A 17,321-nucleotide genomic window follows, 5' to 3' on the forward strand; every position below is an offset into this window, starting at 1 on the left:
CGGTTAGGTCGGCCAGGCGTCAGGGACCAGAAACAGTCGCTCCCGTTCGAGCCAGAAATTATTCATGTCGGGTTCGAGGCGGACCAGCAGCTTTGCTTGGCGCTGGCTGTCGGCATCTGCGACCCAGCTGTCGAAATCCGCTGGTTGCCAGATTTCGCTACTGGCCAATCGAGCCGACGAAAGCCAGGCGTGGCGGGGCAGAGGTTGCCAATGCGCGTCGTGGTTACTATCGGCAAAGCCTCGCCAGTCGCAATGCCTCAGCCATTTTCCGTAAAGATGCGAGGAGTCGGCGCCTGCGGGTGGTTCACACCCGCTCGGCCACGGTTGAAACAAATAGCCGCCGAGCCAGAGCGCGCTGTTGATTTCGCAGCAGGTCAGCTCGCACAGCAGCGCGCGGGCATGAGGACTGGAGGAGAGCTGCAATTGATGCTCGCATAGGCGACGCAATTTGATATCCAGTCGGTCATGGCTTCCGGGGCCTAACCAGTGGTCGTGTCGAGTACGGTCGCCGTCGTCCAGACCAAGGTAGAACTTCACCGCCAGCTCCAGGTGATGCACGCCTTCGGCATCGCGCAGGATCAGGTCCAACTCGCCCAGCGTATGACCGTCCTGGCGGATCGGCAGGTTGGCTACCAGCAGATCGATATCCGGCGCTTGGCACAACGCGAACTGCCAAAGGCGTTCGTAATACAGCCCCAGCCGGCGAATGCTGTGCTGCGCAAGCCACGCCTGGAGCACGATCGGCCGTGTATCGAGCAATAACAGCCAGTCGGCAAGTTCTCCGGGTCGCTCAGCCCAGCGACTGGCCGTCAGCGGGTGACGCTGTGCCGACGGCGTATCGCTCAGCAGTGGCGGTGACAGCAGCACCCAGGCGAGATCCCGCACCTGAGGGTGCACTAATCTGGGCAACAAATCGGCAAGCGGGGGAAGGCTCATGCAGCAAGCATAGCTGGGATGGTTTGCCGCCACTTCGGGCTTTCGCCCATAATCTTCCGCCGCACTGCAATGGGCTTGCGCGCCGAGCAGGGTGTTGAACTCAAGCGCACCCATGCGACACCAATCTAGTGCCTGTTACGCTCCGGCCTGTCAGTGTCTCTTGGCTGCCGTGCCGCCCGTTAATAGTCACTCCTAGTCAGGGAGCTTCAATGGATCAGTTCCGTAATATCGGCATCATTGGCCGCCTGGGCAGCTCCCAGGTGCTGGATACCATTCGCCGACTGAAGCGATTCCTCGTGGAGCGCCATCTGCATGTGATTCTCGAGGAGAACATTGCCGAGGTGTTGCCGGGTCATGGCATGCAGACGTCGTCACGGCAAAGGCTGGGCGAGTCCTGCGATCTGGTGATCGTCGTAGGCGGAGATGGCAGCCTGCTCGGTGCGGCGCGGGCGATGGCCCGACATCGTGTACCGGTGCTGGGAATTAACCGCGGCAGCCTGGGCTTTCTCACCGACATTCGCCCAGATGAGTTGGAAGAGAAGGTCGCGGAGGTGCTCAGCGGGCAGTACACGCTGGAGAATCGCTTCTTGCTGGAAGCGCAGGTGCGGCGTTTCGAGGAATCCATCGGCGAGGGCGATGCGCTTAACGACGTGGTACTGCATCCTGGCAAGTCGACGCGGATGATCGAGTTCGAGCTGTACATCGATGGGCAATTCGTCTGCAGCCAGAAGGCCGACGGCCTGATCGTCGCTACACCGACTGGTTCTACCGCTTACTCGCTTTCGGCCGGCGGGCCGATCATGCACCCACGTCTTGATGCGATCGTCATCGTGCCGATGTATCCACACACGTTATCCAGCCGGCCGATCGTGGTGGATGGCAACAGTGAGCTGAAAATCGTGGTCTCACCGAACATGCAGATCTATCCGCAAGTATCCTGCGATGGGCAGAACCATTTCACCTGCGCGCCGGGCGATACCGTCACCGTGCGCAAGAAGCCGCAGAAACTGCACCTGATACACCCGCTGGACCACAACTATTACGAGGTCTGCCGTACCAAGCTTGGCTGGGGTAGTCGCCTCGGTGGAGGGGAATAGTGATTGTCGATCCGGAGCGCAGCTACGACCTCATCGGGGACGTGCATGGTTGCGCACACACCCTGGCGCGTCTGCTCGATCAGCTCGGCTATCGCCAGCATGGTGACGTCTGGAAACACTCTCGGCGGCAGGTCATCTTTCTTGGCGACATCATCGACCGTGGCCCGCGTATCCGCGAGGCGCTGCATCTGGTGCACGACATGGTCGAGGCCGGGCAGGCCTATTGCATCATGGGCAATCACGAATTCAATGCGCTGGGCTGGTATACCCCGGCACCACCGGAAAGTGGCAAGGCCTTCGTCCGCGAGCATACGCCGCGCTATGAGATGTTGCTGCAGCAGACGTTCGAGCAGTTCGAGCAGTATCCAGAGGAATGGCAGGCGTTTCGTGAATGGTTCAAGCAGCTGCCGCTGTTCCTTGAAAGCGATCATTTTCGCGTGGTGCATGCTTGCTGGGATGGCGCGGTAATCGCCCAGCTGCGTGAGCGGCTGAATGACGGATGCGTCGACGATAAGTTTCTCTGTGACGCTGCGTTCGCGGATGGCTTTGCGGCCAAAGCGCTGGATCGTCTGCTGCGCGGCACCGACATGCCGCTGCCGGAAGGTCTGACAGTGACCAGTGCCGAGGGCTTCACACGTAGCGTTTTCCGCACTAAGTTCTGGGAAGAGAATCCGAAAACCTACGGCGACATCGTCTTCCAGCCCGACGGCTTGCCGGAAAAAGCGGCCCGCTTGCTGCTCAGCGATAGTCAGAAGAGCCGCTTGTTTCTCTACGGTCCCGATAACCCGCTGCTGTTCGTCGGGCATTACTGGCGTAGCGGCATGCCTGCACCCATTCGGCCAAACCTGGCCTGCCTGGACTACAGCGCGGTCAAGTACGGCAAACTCGTCGCCTACCGGCTCGATCAGGAAACAAGACTCGACCCGGCGAAGTTCGTCTGGGTGGACGTGGAGCGATAAATAAATGGCTGTTGTCGAGGCGTTGCGCCTGCCGCTGTCGGAAGACCTGAGTGGTTTCATTGCCTTGCTGCGACGCCTCCAGGTGCCTTGCCGGGTGTCCGAGGAGTCGGGCGAGCAAGTCTTGCGAGTCCCGGCGGAAACTGCCGAGCAGGTCCGTGAGCTTTACCAGCGCTACCCTCGAGGCGACGGCGCTGTGGTTGTCGAGCAACCGCCGCTTCGTGGTGGAGGTTTCGTGGCGAGCCTGCGCCGAAGCCCGCTGACCGCTGCGGTGTTGTTGCTGACGATGGTCGCAGCCGCCGTCACCATGCTCGGTGAGAATTTCGAAACCATCCGCTGGTTCAGCTTCAGTGACTTCCGTATCGACGGCGAATATGCCTATTTCGCCACCCTTGAGCAGACGCTCGCCGCAGGGGAGTGGTGGCGGCTGGTGACGCCAATCTTCGTGCACTTTGGCTTTCTGCATCTGGCGATGAATTCGATGTGGTATTGGGAGCTCGGGCGACGTATCGAATATCGCCAAGGTGCGCTGATGCTGCTTGGGCTGACGCTGGTGTTCGGCGTTGTCTCCAACCTGGCGCAATACAGCTTCGGCGGGCCGGGGATTTTCGGCGGATTATCCGGCGTCTTGTACGGGCTGCTCGGCCACTGTTGGTTGTTCCAGAAACTGTCGCCGGACGAGGCCTACCGCCTGCCGCCCGGTGTTGTGGTGCTGATGTTGGTCTGGCTGGTGATCTGTCTGACCGGGTTGATCGAGGTGGTGAGCTTCGGTGCGCTGGCGATTGCCAACGCGGCCCATGTCGGCGGGCTCGTGGCGGGCTGCATCACTGGTGTGATCGGCGGCACGCTGGCGCGAAGGGGGTAGCTTCATGCTTCATGCTTCAGGCTACGAGCTGGCAAGAGCCAAGCCAGGATGGCCAACCTGCCACGGCAAACACTGCTTTGCCTGCCGCCTGAAGCATGCGGCTTGTAGCCGTTTCTTCCGTTAGAATGCGCGCTTGTTTCCCTGGAGCCGGCCATGTCGTCCTTTATCGATGCCATCGAAAACATCACCCCCGAAATCTACGAAAATCTGAAAACCGCCGTCGAACTGGGCAAGTGGAGTGACGGCCGCAAACTGACTCCCGAGCAGAAGGAAACCTGCCTAGGCGCGATGATCGCCTGGGAAATCCAGAACCTGCCGGAAGAAGAGCGCACCGGTTACATGGGTGGCCAGGAATGCGCCTCCAAGAGCAAGAACAAGGCGCCGATCGATACCAGCCTGTTCGCACCAGCTTCCGGAACCCGTCACTGATGCTGGAACTGGGACGTGGCGCCTTGAGCAAGATGTCGGTTCAGCTCGGCGCGCCGGCGCAATACTCCTTCCGCCTGAACGACGAGCTGGTGCCGGTCAATCCGCTGATCGGCAAAACCCTGCGGCTGGAGTACCTCGGCGCCATCAACTGCACTCATTGCGGGCGCAAGACCAACAAGAGCTTCAGCCAGGGCTACTGCTATCCCTGCTTCAAGAAGCTGCCGCAGTGCGACATCTGCATCATGAGCCCGGAAAAATGCCACCACGATTTCGGTACCTGTCGTGATCCGCAGTGGGGTTTGGATTTCTGCATGACCGACCACGTGGTCTATCTGGCCAACTCGTCGGGCATCAAGGTCGGCATCACCCGCGCTACGCAGCTGCCGACGCGCTGGCTCGATCAGGGCGCCAGTCAGGCGCTGCCGATCATGCGCGTCGCCACCCGCCAGCAGTCAGGCATGGTTGAAGACCTGCTGCGCAGCCAGGTTGCTGATCGCACCAATTGGCGCGCGCTGCTCAAGGGCGATGCGCAACCCATCGACCTGATCGAAATGCGCGAGAAAATCTTCGACGCCTGCGCCGAAGGCCTGCTAGGCCTGCAGCAGCGCTACGGGTTGCAAGCGATCCAGCCGGTGGCGGATGCCGAAGTATTGGAGATCTGCTACCCGGTAGAGGCCTATCCAACCAAGATCGTCAGTCTAGACTTGGAAAAGACCCCCGTCGTGGAAGGCACCCTGCGCGGCATCAAGGGTCAATACCTGATCCTGGATACCGGCGTGATCAACATTCGCAAGTTCACGGCTTATCAGGTCGCGGCCAGCTCCGCGGCATAAGCAGTTCGTAGGGTGGGTCACGCGTTACCGATCCACAGCACGAGGTGGCGACTTACGCCCCGCCGATTTTGAGAACGGTGGATGTAAAAGCGACATCCACCCTACGAGACAGTCAATGAACGCCGACCTCACCGGCTGCCACCGAACAAACCTGCAGCTTGAAGCTTGCCGCTTGAGCTGCCTCGAAGAGGCCCAATTACATGCGCACAGAACAACCGAAAGTCATTCATCTGAAAAATTATCAGGTCCCGGATTACCTGATCGATGAAACCCACCTGACCTTCGAACTGTACGAGGACCGTACCCTGGTGCATGCGCAGCTGGTCATGCGACGCAACCCGGAGGCTGGTGCCGGTCTGCCGCCTTTGCAGTTGCACGGCCAGGAGCTTGAGTTGATGTCGCTGTCGCTCAACGACCGCCAGCTGGGCCTGGGCGATTACGAGATCGCCGAGGAAAGCCTGACGCTACAGCCCGACGCCGCCAGCTTCACGCTCGACAGCACGGTGGTGATCCACCCTGAGAGCAACACCGCGCTGGAAGGCCTCTACAAATCCGGCAGCATGTTCTGCACCCAATGCGAGGCCGAGGGCTTTCGCAAGATCACCTACTACCTCGACCGCCCCGACGTGATGAGCAAGTTCACCACCACCGTCAGCGCCGAGAAGCATGCCTATCCGATCCTGCTGTCCAACGGCAATCCAATCGCCAGCGGCGAAGAAGACGACGGCCGCCATTGGGCAACCTGGGAAGATCCGTTCAAGAAACCGGCCTATCTGTTCGCATTGGTGGCCGGCGACCTCTGGTGCGTCGAAGACAGCTTCACCACCATGAGCGGTCGCGACGTCGCGCTGCGTATTTACGTCGAGCCGGAGAACATCGACAAATGCCAGCACGCCATGGATAGCTTGAAGAAGTCGATGAAGTGGGACGAAGAGGCCTACGGTCGCGAGTACGACCTGGACATCTTCCTGATCGTCGCGGTCAACGACTTCAACATGGGCGCCATGGAGAACAAAGGCCTCAACATCTTCAACTCCAGCGCCGTGCTGGCGCGCGCTGAAACGGCCACCGATGCCGCGCACCAGCGGGTCGAGGCGATCGTTGCCCATGAATATTTCCACAACTGGTCCGGCAACCGCGTGACCTGTCGCGACTGGTTCCAGCTGTCGCTCAAAGAAGGCTTCACCGTCTTCCGCGATTCGCAGTTCAGCGCCGACATGAACTCGCCGACCGTCAAGCGCGTCGAGGACGTGTCCTACCTGCGTACCCATCAGTTCGCCGAAGACGCGGGCCCGATGGCGCATTCGGTGCGCCCGGAATCCTTCATCGAGATCTCCAACTTCTACACCCTGACCGTTTACGAAAAGGGTGCCGAAGTGGTGCGCATGATCCAGACGCTGCTGGGCGAGCAGGGCTTTCGCAAGGGCAGCGACCTGTACTTCGAGCGGCATGACGGCCAGGCCGTGACCGTCGATGATTTCGTCAAGGCCATGGAAGACGCCAACGACGCCGACCTGACCCAGTTCAAGCGCTGGTACAGCCAGGCGGGCACGCCGCGCCTCGCCGTCAGTGAGCAATACGATGCAACGGCCAAAACCTACAGCCTGACCTTCCGCCAGAGCTGCCCGCCGACACCGGGACAAAGAGAAAAGCTGCCGTTCGTGATTCCGGTCTCGCTGGGCCTGCTGGATGGCCAGGGCAACGAGATTGCCTTGCGCTTGCAAGGCGAAGACGCCCCAGACGGTATGACTCGCGTGCTGGCGGTCGACCAGGCCGAGCAGACCTTTACCTTCGTCGATGTCGCCGAGCAGCCGTTGCCCTCGTTGCTGCGCGGTTACTCGGCACCGGTGAAATTGGAGTTTCCGTACAGCCGCGATCAACTGATGTTCCTGATGCAGCATGATTCCGACGGATTCAACCGCTGGGAGGCGGGGCAGCAGCTGTCGGTACAGGTGCTGCAGGAAATGATCGGCCAGCATCAGCGCGGCGAGGTGCTGCAACTGGATCAGCGTCTGGTCGCGGCGCTGCGCAGCCTGCTGCAAGACGAAAGCCTCGATCAGGCGATGGTCGCCGAAATGCTGTCGCTGCCGAGCGAGGCCTACCTTACCGAGATCAGCGAGGTGGCGGACGTCGATGCCATTCACGCGGCGCGCGATTTCGCCCGCCAGGGCATCGCCACGGCGCTGTTCGAACTGCTCTGGAAGCGCTACCAGGCCAACCGTGAACTGTCCCGGCAGACGCCTTACGTTGCCGAAGCCAGTCACTTCGCCCGTCGTGCTCTGCAGAACATCGCTCTGTCATACCTGATGCTGAGCGGCAAACCTGAAGTCGTCGCTGCCTGCGTCGAGCAGTTCGAGCAGGCCGACAACATGACCGAGCGCCTGACGGCACTGGCCGTGCTGGTCAATTCGGATTTCGAGGCCGAGCGCGACAAGGCCCTCGAAACCTTTGCCGAGCAGTTCAAGGACAACCCGCTGGTAATGGATCAGTGGTTCAGCGTGCAAGCCGGCAACACCCAGCCGGGTGGCCTTGAGCGTGTCCAGCACCTGATGCAGCACCCGGCGTTCACGCTGAAGAACCCGAACAAGGTTCGTGCCCTGATCGGGGCTTTCGCCAATCAGAATCTGGTCAACTTCCACCGGGCCGATGGTGCCGGCTATCACTTCCTTGCCGATCAGGTGATCGTGCTGAACAAGCTCAACCCGCAAATCGCCTCGCGCTTGCTGGCGCCGCTGACCCGCTGGCGTAAGTACGACCCCAGCCGCCAAGGATTGATGAAGGCCGAGCTGGAACGGATTCTCGCTTCTGGCGAGCTGTCCAGCGACGTCTATGAGGTGGTCAGCAAGAGCCTGGCCTGACGCCGACAACGGCCACGCAAGGTGGCCGGTTGAGCTCCGACGATTCCCGCGCTCCGGTGCGGGAATCGTGTTTTCGGCATTGCAATAACGCCACATCCTCGCCGCTCCGCACAGCGAAACGAGCAGCGTTGAAGTCCGCGTGCTATCAGGCCGGTTAATTGCGCAACATCATTCATCGCGGTTTAACAAAACATAACGTCCAGACAATTGCCGGCGCTTTCGAAAGCCCTATAGCATGGCTTCGCCTGTCACCACACGCAGGCCCTACCTAATAAGAATAAAGGGGGTATGTATGAGTGAGCCCGTCATGTGGCGCACACCGGTTGGCCGTGCGGAAGAAAAAACCCGCACGCCGCTGTTCAGCAGTCATTCGCCGCTGGCAAGAACGCTCTCGCTCTGCAGTGTTCTCTCCGTCCTGTTTTTTGTCACCGCTCCTGCTTATGCACAAAGCCCGGCTGAGCCAGGCGTCCGCTATGCGATCGAATCGCAGAAAGCGGCGTCCACGCTTCTCCTCGATATCGCTCACGCCGGCAAGCGTCTGGTCGCGGCGGGGGATCGCGGGCATATCCTCTTCTCCGATGACGGCGGCGCTACCTGGGCGCAAGCCAAGGTTCCGACCCGTCAGCTGCTCACTGCGGTCTATTTCGCCGATGAAAAGCATGGTTGGGCGGTCGGTCACGATGCGCTGATCCTGGCGACTACCAACGGCGGCGAAACCTGGACGCGTCAGTACGAAAACCGCGAAGGCGAGGTGCCGCTGCTCGACGTCTGGTTCGAGAATTCGCAGCACGGCTTCGCTACGGGCGCCTACGGCGTGTTGCTGGAAACCACCGACGGTGGCCAGAACTGGGAAGACGTCGCTGATCGCCTCGATAACGAGGACGGTTTCCACCTGAACGCCATCACAGAAATCGAAGGCTCCGGCCTGTTCGTCGTTGGCGAAATGGGCGGCATGTTCCGCTCCGGTGACATGGGCGAGACCTGGGAACGCGTCGAGTCGCCTTATCAGGGATCGTTCTTTGGCGTGGTCGGCGGCGGCGAACCCGGCGTCGTCGTTGCGTTCGGTCTACGTGGTCACCTGTTCCGCTCGACCGACTTCGGCGCCAACTGGCAGCAGATCGAACTGCTCGACGGTGGCTATGCTATCGAATCGGGCCTGGCCGACGGCAACCTGCTCCCCGATGGTCGCATCGTAGTGGTCGGCCATGGCGGCACTGTGCTCAGCAGTGATGATAAAGGGCAAAGTTTCAAGCTATTCAGCCGCCCGGATCGGCGCTCGCTGTCCGGCGTTGTCGCCAACCCCGATGGCAATCTGGTCCTCGTCGGGCAGAGCGGCGTCAGGGTCGTTTCGCCAAGTGGCGCGAACCTGCCCGTAAAACAACAATAAGCCGGAGCCAACATGACCAAGCATCAACAGAAGCCGGCGTCTTTTCTCGAGCGCCTGATTTTCAATAACCGACCGGCAGTGATCCTGACCTGTCTGTTGATTAGCGTGTTCCTGTTTTACCAGGCGGCCCAAGTTCGTCCTTCGACCAGTTTCGAAAAGATGATCCCGCTGGGGCATCCCTACATTCAGAACATGCTCGAGCATCGCGATGATCTGGCCAACCTGGGCAATACCGTGCGGATCTCCGTGGCGGCGAAGGATGGCGACATATTCTCCAAGGAGTACATGGAGACGCTGCGTCAGATCCATGACGAAGTCTTCTATATTCAAGGCGTCGACCGCTCCAATATGAAGTCGCTGTGGAGCCCCAGCATTCGCTGGACCGAGGTGACGGAGCAGGGCTTCGCTGGTGGCGAGGTCATTCCGCAGACCTATGACGGCTCGCCGGAAAGCCTCGACGACCTGCGTAGCAATATTCTCAAGTCCGGGCAGATCGGGCGTCTGGTGGCGAACGACTTCAAGTCGAGCATCATCGACGTGCCGCTGATGGAGTCCTACTCGGACCCGGACGACCGTAGCAAGCAGATCGCCCTCGATTACCAGAAATTCTCCCATGAGCTGGAAGAGAAGATCCGCGACAAGTACGAGGCGCAGAACCCGAATATAGACATCCACATCATTGGCTTCGCCAAGAAGGTCGGCGATTTGATCGATGGCCTGCTGGGCGTCGCGTTGTTCTTCATCGTTGCCATCGGCATCACCCTGGCGTTGTTGCTGTGGTTCACCCGTTGCTTCAAGAGCACCATCGCGGTGGTCGTAACCACGTTGATCGCAGTGGTCTGGCAGCTCGGTCTGTTGCACACCCTCGGCTTCGGTCTCGATCCTTATTCGATGCTGGTACCGTTCCTGGTCTTCGCCATCGGTATCTCCCACGGCGTGCAGAAGATCAACGGTATCGCCATGGCGTCGGGCGAGACCGATGATCCGCTGGCGGCAGCACGCATGGCGTTCCGTCAGCTGTTCATCCCCGGCATGGTGGCGCTGGCATCAGACGCCGTCGGCTTCGTCACGCTGCTGCTGATCGATATCGGTGTGATTCGCGAACTGGCTATCGGCGCTTCGCTGGGCGTGGCGGTGATCATCCTGACTAACCTGATCCTGCTGCCGGTGGCGATCTCCTACATGGGCATCAGCCGGCGCGCGGTCAAACAGGCCCGCGAAGAGGCTGCCCGCAACCATCCGTTCTGGCGTCTGTTGTCGAATTTTGCCAACCCGGTGGTCGCGCCGATTTCCATCGTCATCGCGCTATTGGCCGTGGGTGGTGGCCTCTGGTACGGCCAGAACCTGAAGATCGGTGACCTCGATCAGGGCGCGCCGGAACTGCATCCGGACTCGCGCTACAACCTCGACAACGACTTTGTCATCAGCAACTACTCGACCAGTTCCGACGTGCTGGTGGTGATGGTCAAGACCGCGCCCGAAGGTTGCGCCCACTACGACACGCTCGCCGCCATGGACGAGCTGATGTGGAAGATGGAAAACACCGAAGGTGTGCAGTCGGCGGTGTCGATGGTGACCGTCGCCCGTCAGAGCATCAAGGGCATGAACGAGGGCAGCCTGAAGTGGGAAACGCTGTCGCGTAACCAGTTCGTCCTCAACAGCTCTATCGCCCGCGCTGAAGGCATGTACAACAGCGACTGTTCGCTCGCGCCGGTATTGGTGTTCCTTAACGACCACAAGGCCGAGACGCTGGACCACGTGGTATCTGCCGCCCGTGAATTCGCTGAAGAAAACAACCGCGAGGGGTTGGAGTTCGTGCTGGCTGCCGGTAATGCCGGTATCGAGGCGGCTACCAACGAAGTCATTGCAGCATCCGAAACCACTATGCTGATAGCGGTTTACGCGGCGGTGAGTTTCATGTGCCTGCTGACCTTCCGCTCGGTTGCCGCGACGCTGTGCGTGATTCTGCCGCTGGTGCTGACCTCGATCCTCGGCAATGCGCTGATGGCCTTCATGGGTATTGGTGTGAAGGTGGCGACACTGCCGGTGATCGCCCTGGGCGTGGGTATCGGCGTGGATTACGGCATCTACATCTACAGCCGGTTGGAGACTTATCTACGTCAGGGCATGACGCTGCAGGAAGCCTATTACGAGACGCTGAAATCCACCGGCAAGGCGGTGGTTTTCACCGGCATCTGCCTGGCGATCGGCGTGTTCACCTGGGTCTTTTCGGCGATCAAGTTCCAGGCCGATATGGGATTGATGCTGACCTTTATGTTCTTGTGGAACATGGTCGGTGCGATCTGGCTGCTGCCGGCACTGGCGCGCTTCCTGATCAAACCGGAGAAGCTGGTCGGCAAGGTGGAGGGGTCGCTGCTGGCGCAATGACTTCTGGTAGAAACGAGGCTGCGCTCCGGATTTAGCCGAGCGGCGCAGTGACCGAAGAGATGAAAATGCCCGTATCGAGATATACGGGCATTTTCGTTTGTATGCGTGCTGCAGAACGGCATGGCGGAATGTAGCAATCGGGTGGCAAGCGACGCTGGTGGTGACCATCCATATGCCGATTGAAAATAGCTCAGGCGAGCTGACTACATTTTCAAGCTGTCGCTACGGTTGAAGCGATCGGTCAAAAACCATGCATACACGCCTCAGCCGCTCATGGGTTCAGGCGTTTCGCGACGCTGCCAGCGTGCTGGAGCACATAGCAAAACGCCCCGAACCCAGTGCTGAGGAAGCGCTCACTTGAGCGATCCGGCTGCGTCAACAGATGAGCGTCACAACGCCGCCAGACCCGCCTGCTGTACCAGTTCCAGCAGCGGTTGCGGGTAGACCCCCAAGAAGAACGCCAGCACCGCGATCACCAATAGCATGATGCCGCCAGCACGTTGCCCCCAGTTGAACGGCGCATCGTGACGGCGCAGGCCGGGTTCGACCAAGTACAGCGTGACCGTGACTCGCAGGTAGTAGTACAGGCCTATGGCGCTGCCGATAATCAATGCTCCCAGCAGCCACCAGAGCTGAGACTCAACCCCGGAAGCGATCACGTAGAACTTGCCGATGAAGCCGGCTGTCAGCGGGATACCGGCGAGCGACAGCATCATCACGGTCAGCACAGCGGTGAGATACGGCCGGCGCCAGAACAGGCCGCGGTATTCATACAGAGCATCCGCATCGCGGCCCTGATAGGGGCTGGACATGAGTGCGATCACGCCGAAAGCGCCAAGGCTGGTAAGCACGTAAGTCACCAGATAAACGCCAACCGCTTCTACCGCCAGGCCGTCGCTGGCGATCAGCGCCACCAACAGATAGCCGAAGTGAGCAATCGACGAGTAGCCCAGCAACCGCTTGAGATTGCTCTGGTTCAGCGCGAGCAGGTTGCCCGCCAGGATTGACGCAATGGCGATCAAGCTCAGTGCATCGTTGAGCCAGCCACCATGGGTCGCGGGCGACAATTGATAGAGGCGCAGCAGCACCACGAACACAGCGACTTTGCTCGCGGTGGCGAGGAATGCCGAGACGGGAGCGGGCGCGCCCTCATAGACGTCTGGCGTCCAGAGGTGGAAGGGCACCAGTGAGAGCTTGAAGCCGAGCCCGATCAGCATCATGCCGATACCTGCCTGGACCAACAGAGACGTCCCATCGGTCGCCAAACTGGCACCGATGCCGGCGAAGCTGAGACTGCCCGACTCGGCGTACAGCAGTGCGATGCCGAACAGCAGGAATGCGCTGCCAGCGGCCGAAAGCACCATGTATTTGATGCCGGCTTCCAATGAACGCTTATTGAAGAACGCATAGGCAACCAGCCCGTATACCGGAACGGATAGCAGCTCCAAACCGATGAAGAGGCCCGCCAAATGCTGGGCGCTGACCAGCACTATGCCGCCGGCAGTGGACAGCAGCATCAACAAATAGAGTTCTTCGCGGTTTCCCGGGAAGCCGGCGCCGCCAGGTTCTTCGCCCAGGTAGGCATGAGCCAGCGTCACACATACCAGCGTCGAGACGAGGATCAGCGCCATGTAAAAGTAGGCAAAGCCATCCATCCGCAGCAGCGCGGTCACTTGCTGCACGTCCGCCTGCATCGCCGGGTGGATCGACAGCAAGGCCAGGACCAGACCGGCTGCGGTGAGTCCGAAGCTCATGTCGTGGTTGCGACGCCAGGTGATCGCCAGCATGACCACCACGGTAGTGGCGCTGGTTATGAGCAACGGCAGCAGGGCGATGAGGTGTTGTTGAGTGAATTCCATAACGCGACTACCGGACCGAAACAGGTTGGGGAAAAGCGGCACCGAGCCATTGCTGCACGCCATTCATGGTGGCCAGCGAGGTGTCGAATATCGGCTGCGGGTAAATCCCGAGCAGGATCAGCAGCGTTGCCAATAGCAGGACCATGCCGACTTCTCTGACATCCAATGCGCGCAAAGCATCTTCGGCCTTGGTGGGCCCGAAGTGCGCGCGATGGATCATTGCCAGCGAATAAAGCGAGGACAGCACCAAACCGAAGGTCGCAATCACCACGACCCAAGGCGAGCCGGCGAATGCGCCGAACAGCACCACGAACTCACCGACGAAGTTGCCGGTCCCGGGAAGCCCCAGCGAGGCAGCCGCGAAAAACAGGCTCAGTGCCGGCAACCATGGCAGGCGTGACCACAAGCCGCCCATTTCGCGCATGTCGCGGGTATGCAAGCGCTCATAGAGTTGGCCGCAAAGAATGAACAACGCCGCGGCGGACAGCCCGTGGGCGATCATCAACACCACCGCACCCTGCAGCGCCAGCTCGCTTCCGGAGTAAATTCCGATCAGTACGAAGCCCATGTGGGAAATGCTGGAATAAGCGACAAGACGCTTGATGTCGGTTTGCCCGAAAGACAGAAGCGCGCCGTAGAAGATCCCAAGCAGGCCCAACGCCATGGCGATCGGGGCGAAGTCCATCGAGGCGTCGGGGAACAGCGGCAGGGCGAAGCGGATCATTCCGTAGGCCGCGGTTTTCAGCAGAATACCGGCTAGATCCACGGAGCCGGCAGTTGGCGCCTGGGCATGCGCATCCGGTAGCCAGGAGTGCAGCGGCACGATCGGAAACTTCACGGCGAAGGCGATGAAGAAGCCGAGCATCAGCAGGAATTCGATCTTGGGATCGAGCTCCGCATTGAGCAGCAACGCGTAATCGAAGGTCAGTACGCCAGTGTTGTGGTAGTTCACCAGCACCAGGCCAAGGATCGCCACCAACATGATCAAGCCGCTGGCTTGGGTATAGATGAAGAACTTGGTGGCGGCATTGATTCGCGAGCGTTTGCCTTCGCTGGAACTATGACCCCAGAGTGCGATGAGGAAATACATCGGCACCAGCATCATTTCCCAGAAGAAGAAAAACAGGAACAGATCCAGGGCGAGGAACACGCCGACCACACCGCCGAGAATCCACATCAGGTTGAGGTGGAAGAAGCCGACATGGCGCTGGATTTCCTTCCACGAGCAGAGCACGGAAAGCACGCCGAGCAGCCCGGTGAGCAGGATCATCAGCAACGACAAGCCATCCAGCGCCAGGTGCAGGTTGATGCCGAACCGCTCGATCCAGACGTGCTTGAATTCCACCGCCCAGTTCGAGCCGGCACCTGGAGCCGGAGCCAGGTTGTAGTCGCCATTGCTCCAGAGCCAGAGCCCCAGGCCGAACAGCAACGCCATGGTGAGCAGCGCGATCCAGCGCGGCAGGGATTTGTCGAAGCGCTCGACAATCCAGCAGAGCACACCGCCGATAAAAGGAATCAGGATTAACCAGGGCAGAATCACAGTTTCGGGTCCTTGGGCAATTCAGAGCAGGATGATGCCGAGCAGCAGCACTGCTCCGCCGACGAGGGACAGGGCGTACCAGCGCAACTGGCCGGTTTCGCTGCGACTAAGTACGGCGTTGGTGCTATGCGCGGTGCGCGGGACCAGGCCGATGGTGGCGTCGATGGGGTCGCGGGCGAGCAGACGGCACAGCCAGAGATATGGCTGCACGAAGAGCTTGTCGTAGATCCAGTCGAAGCCCCAAGCGGCAAACCACCAGGCGGTCAGGATTCGTCCCGGCGCGCTCTGCGCTATGGCGTTGACCAAGCTGCGCTGGCCGAGAAACAGCAATCCCGCGAGCAGAATGCCGGCCAAGGCGATCGCGCCGGAGGCGATTTCCAGGCTGTGTTTGGCCTCGCCGCCAGCATGGCCGACGCTTTGCGGTAACACGCCGGCCAGTGGCGGAACGATCAATGCGCCGATAAAAGTCGACAACACGATCAGTACACCCAGCGGCAGGTTATGAGCGATGCCGTGCCCGGCGTGGGCCTCGGTCTTCGCTTCGCCGTGGAAGGCAATGAAAATCAGCCGGAAGGTGTACAGCGAGGTGAGGAAGGCGCCGGCCAAACCCGCATAGAGCAAGCCGCTGTGCCCGCTGGCGAAGGCCTCCCAGAGAATCTCATCCTTCGAATAAAACCCGGCCGTGATCAATGGCAGGGCGGCCAACGCGGCACCGCCGATGATGAAGCTGGCATAAGCCAACGGCAGCTTCTTCCACAGGCCGCCCATCCTGAAAATGTTCTGCTCGTGATGGCAGGCATGAATCACCGAACCGGAGGCGAGGAACAGCAGCGCCTTGAAGAACGCATGAGTCATCAGGTGAAAAATCGCCGCATCCCAGGCACCGACCCCTAGGGCGAGAAACATGTAACCGATCTGGCTCATGGTCGAGTAGGCGAGGATGCGCTTGATGTCGGTCTGTACCAGCGCGGCGAAGCCGGCCAGCACCAGTGTGACGCCACCCACGATGCCGACCAGTTCGTGTACGTCTGGCGCCAGCAGGAACAGGCCGTGAGTGCGAGCGATCAAGTAGACGCCGGCGGTGACCATGGTTGCCGCATGGATCAGAGCCGAGACCGGGGTCGGGCCGGCCATGGCATCGGCCAGCCAGGTTTGCAACGGCAATTGAGCGGATTTGCCGACCGCGCCGCCGAGCAGGGCGAGGGTTGCCAGCGTAATCCAGAGATCGCCGCTGGCAAATTTCTGCGGCGCCAGCGTTAGCAGTTCCTGGATATTCAGGGTGCCCAGTTGGACGAAGAGGATGAACAGGCCGAACGCCATCAGCACGTCGCCGACGCGGGTGACGATGAAGGCTTTCAGCGCTGCGTTGCCGTTCTTGCGCTCGGTGAAGTAAAAGCCGATCAGCAGATACGAGCAAAGTCCCACGCCTTCCCAGCCGAAGTACAGCAACAGCAGGTTATCGCCGAGGACCAATAGCAACATGCTGAAAATGAACAGATTGGTGTAGGCGAAGAAGCGCGAATAACCCTCTTCGCCGCGCATGTACCAACTGGCGAATAGATGGATCAGGAAACCCACACCAGTGACCACGCCGAGCATGGTCAGCGACAGACCGTCCAGATGCAGGCCGAAGTCGGCCTGAAAGCCCGATACGTTCAGCCACTGCCAGAGCAATTGGTTGTAAACGCCGTTTGCTGGCGGGGCGACGTTGAACTGCCAGATGATCCAGGCGCTGGTCAGCGCCGAAAGGCCAACCGAACCGACGCCGATGGTCGCTGCGAGATTCTCCGATAAGCGCCCGCGGGAAAATGCGAGCAGAAAATAGCCGAGCAGCGGAAATAGGAAGGTCAGGAATAAAAGATTCATCCGTGCATCTCGCTTGCGGCGTCGACATCAAAGGTGTTGAAGCGGCGATACAGTTGCAGAAGGATCGCCAGACCGATTGCGGCTTCGGCAGCTGCCAGGGTGATCACCAGAATGAACATGATCTGACCGTCCGGCTGGGCCCAACGGCTACCGGCGACGACGAAGGCGAGGCCGGCGGCGTTCATCATGATTTCCAGGCTCATCAGCATGAAGAGGATGTTGCGGCGGACCATCAGGCCGACTAGCCCGAGGCTGAAGAGAATGGCCGCTACGGCAAGGCCGTGTTCGAGGGGAATCGTTTGCATGG

13 protein-coding genes are annotated in these 17,321 nt (G+C 60.3%); 8 read left to right on the forward strand and 5 right to left on the reverse strand.

Features of this window, described 5'->3' with window-relative positions; translation table 11 throughout:
- Nucleotides 1–3 precede the first annotated feature (3 nt).
- Complete coding sequence (locus AC2LD7_RS10555; RefSeq protein ID WP_484597692.1) at nucleotides 4–936, reverse strand: DUF1853 family protein; 933 nt, start codon at nucleotides 934–936, stop codon at nucleotides 4–6.
- Between the two features lie 209 nt (nucleotides 937–1,145).
- On the opposite strand from AC2LD7_RS10555, the gene AC2LD7_RS10560 reads away from it, so the two are divergent.
- The 8 genes from AC2LD7_RS10560 to AC2LD7_RS10595 all read left to right on the forward strand — a co-directional run bounded on the left by AC2LD7_RS10560 (nucleotide 1,146) and on the right by AC2LD7_RS10595 (nucleotide 11,749).
- Nucleotides 1,146–2,033: an NAD(+) kinase gene (locus AC2LD7_RS10560; protein WP_484597693.1), complete on the forward strand. Its 888-nt coding sequence runs from the start codon at nucleotides 1,146–1,148 to the stop codon at nucleotides 2,031–2,033.
- The gene (locus AC2LD7_RS10565; protein ID WP_484597694.1) at nucleotides 2,033–2,992 is read left to right on the forward strand and encodes a metallophosphoesterase; all 960 of its coding nucleotides are present in this window, start codon (nucleotides 2,033–2,035) and stop codon (nucleotides 2,990–2,992) included. Before AC2LD7_RS10560 ends, AC2LD7_RS10565 begins: the two co-directional genes overlap by 1 nt.
- 4 nt (nucleotides 2,993–2,996) lie before the next feature.
- Nucleotides 2,997–3,854, forward strand: coding sequence for a rhomboid family intramembrane serine protease (locus AC2LD7_RS10570; protein WP_484597695.1), 858 nt, complete (start codon nucleotides 2,997–2,999; stop codon nucleotides 3,852–3,854).
- Nucleotides 3,855–4,007: 153 nt separating this feature from the next.
- Nucleotides 4,008–4,283, forward strand: coding sequence for a YeaC family protein (locus AC2LD7_RS10575; protein ID WP_484597696.1), 276 nt, complete (start codon nucleotides 4,008–4,010; stop codon nucleotides 4,281–4,283).
- Complete coding sequence (locus tag AC2LD7_RS10580; RefSeq protein ID WP_484597697.1) at nucleotides 4,283–5,116, forward strand: DUF2797 domain-containing protein; 834 nt, start codon at nucleotides 4,283–4,285, stop codon at nucleotides 5,114–5,116. The genes AC2LD7_RS10575 and AC2LD7_RS10580 overlap by 1 nt, the downstream gene beginning before the upstream one ends.
- A gap of 200 nt (nucleotides 5,117–5,316) precedes the next feature.
- A complete protein-coding gene (gene pepN, locus AC2LD7_RS10585; RefSeq protein WP_484597698.1) occupies nucleotides 5,317–7,974 on the forward strand; it encodes an aminopeptidase N in 2,658 nt (885 codons plus the stop codon).
- Nucleotides 7,975–8,266: 292 nt separating this feature from the next.
- Nucleotides 8,267–9,361: a WD40/YVTN/BNR-like repeat-containing protein gene (locus tag AC2LD7_RS10590; protein ID WP_484597699.1), complete on the forward strand. Its 1,095-nt coding sequence runs from the start codon at nucleotides 8,267–8,269 to the stop codon at nucleotides 9,359–9,361.
- 12 nt (nucleotides 9,362–9,373) lie between these two features.
- Nucleotides 9,374–11,749, forward strand: coding sequence for an efflux RND transporter permease subunit (locus AC2LD7_RS10595; protein WP_484597700.1), 2,376 nt, complete (start codon nucleotides 9,374–9,376; stop codon nucleotides 11,747–11,749).
- A gap of 389 nt (nucleotides 11,750–12,138) precedes the next feature.
- Here the strand turns inward: AC2LD7_RS10595 and nuoN are convergent, their stop codons facing one another.
- The 4 genes from nuoN to nuoK are packed head-to-tail and all read right to left on the reverse strand — an operon-like array spanning nucleotide 12,139 to nucleotide 17,319.
- Nucleotides 12,139–13,608 carry an NADH-quinone oxidoreductase subunit NuoN gene (gene nuoN, locus AC2LD7_RS10600; RefSeq protein WP_484597701.1) on the reverse strand — a complete coding sequence of 490 codons (1,470 nt, stop codon included), beginning with the start codon at nucleotides 13,606–13,608 and terminating at the stop codon, nucleotides 12,139–12,141.
- Between the two features lie 7 nt (nucleotides 13,609–13,615).
- Entirely contained in the window at nucleotides 13,616–15,148 is a 1,533-nt protein-coding gene (gene nuoM, locus AC2LD7_RS10605; protein WP_484597702.1) for an NADH-quinone oxidoreductase subunit M, read from the reverse strand.
- 21 nt (nucleotides 15,149–15,169) lie between these two features.
- The gene (gene nuoL / locus AC2LD7_RS10610) at nucleotides 15,170–17,014 is read right to left on the reverse strand and encodes an NADH-quinone oxidoreductase subunit L (protein ID WP_484597703.1); all 1,845 of its coding nucleotides are present in this window, start codon (nucleotides 17,012–17,014) and stop codon (nucleotides 15,170–15,172) included.
- Complete coding sequence (gene nuoK, locus AC2LD7_RS10615; RefSeq protein WP_484597704.1) at nucleotides 17,011–17,319, reverse strand: NADH-quinone oxidoreductase subunit NuoK; 309 nt, start codon at nucleotides 17,317–17,319, stop codon at nucleotides 17,011–17,013. The genes nuoL and nuoK overlap by 4 nt, the downstream gene beginning before the upstream one ends.
- Between the last annotated feature and the right edge of the window lie 2 nt (nucleotides 17,320–17,321).

The organism is Stutzerimonas sp., from assembly GCF_982611455.1.

Coding starts and splice junctions, on each gene's coding strand:
- nuoL (WP_484597703.1), bottom strand. CDS start 17,014: ATGAATCTTTTATTCCTGACCTTCCTATTTCCGCTGCTCGGCTATTTT.
- AC2LD7_RS10555 (WP_484597692.1), bottom strand. CDS start 936: ATGAGCCTTCCCCCGCTTGCCGATTTGTTGCCCAGATTAGTGCACCCT.
- AC2LD7_RS10595 (WP_484597700.1), top strand. CDS start 9,374: ATGACCAAGCATCAACAGAAGCCGGCGTCTTTTCTCGAGCGCCTGATT.
- AC2LD7_RS10560 (WP_484597693.1), top strand. CDS start 1,146: ATGGATCAGTTCCGTAATATCGGCATCATTGGCCGCCTGGGCAGCTCC.
- AC2LD7_RS10570 (WP_484597695.1), top strand. CDS start 2,997: ATGGCTGTTGTCGAGGCGTTGCGCCTGCCGCTGTCGGAAGACCTGAGT.
- AC2LD7_RS10580 (WP_484597697.1), top strand. CDS start 4,283: ATGCTGGAACTGGGACGTGGCGCCTTGAGCAAGATGTCGGTTCAGCTC.
- nuoN (WP_484597701.1), bottom strand. CDS start 13,608: ATGGAATTCACTCAACAACACCTCATCGCCCTGCTGCCGTTGCTCATA.
- nuoK (WP_484597704.1), bottom strand. CDS start 17,319: ATGCAAACGATTCCCCTCGAACACGGCCTTGCCGTAGCGGCCATTCTC.
- AC2LD7_RS10590 (WP_484597699.1), top strand. CDS start 8,267: ATGAGTGAGCCCGTCATGTGGCGCACACCGGTTGGCCGTGCGGAAGAA.
- pepN (WP_484597698.1), top strand. CDS start 5,317: ATGCGCACAGAACAACCGAAAGTCATTCATCTGAAAAATTATCAGGTC.
- AC2LD7_RS10575 (WP_484597696.1), top strand. CDS start 4,008: ATGTCGTCCTTTATCGATGCCATCGAAAACATCACCCCCGAAATCTAC.